Here is a 473-nt window from a genome sequence, read left to right as displayed (position 1 = left end):
GCCGCATTATCGTTGCTGGCAGAAACTGTCCCGTCAGCATTCAGCACATAAATGTACACATCGTTCAGTGTGTCGGGCAGGTAGCCTGACGGTACAGTTACGCTGGGCATGGTAGCGTGCGCGGTCGGATCATAGGTCCCTTGCGCGGTCACGCCTCCAGAAACCCGATCGTAAGTGACTGCGCTACTTCCGGCGGAATCGGTGATCTTCAGAGATGTGCTGGCACCTCCAAATGAGGGGAAAGGCGTCGATCCCGGTACAACGCCCGACTGGTTGGACCAACTTACCTTTGTAGGGTCCGCGATCTTGTCATTACTAACAAGGATATAGCCCCCACTCATACTATAAGAAATAAACCCGTTTTTGGTCTGGTATACGCCGGTCGTGGTGTTCTGCGCGCTCAAAACCACTTGTCCGTTGGCGTCAGTGTATTTCCACGTTTTGCCGTCATACGACGCCGTAAGCGGACCGAT

Annotated in this window: 1 protein-coding gene; it reads right to left on the bottom strand. The window is 53.9% G+C overall.

Going from position 1 to position 473, the window contains the following annotated elements; genetic code table 11:
* A partial coding sequence (locus AA0535_RS12290; RefSeq protein ID WP_264816687.1) for a hypothetical protein occupies positions 1-473 on the bottom strand: 473 nt, incomplete at both ends.

Origin of the sequence: Asaia krungthepensis NRIC 0535, assembly GCF_025995175.1 — a bacterium.
Classification (GTDB): Bacteria; Pseudomonadota; Alphaproteobacteria; order Acetobacterales; family Acetobacteraceae; genus Asaia; species Asaia krungthepensis.
This window is presented reverse-complemented; position numbering and strand designations above follow the sequence as displayed.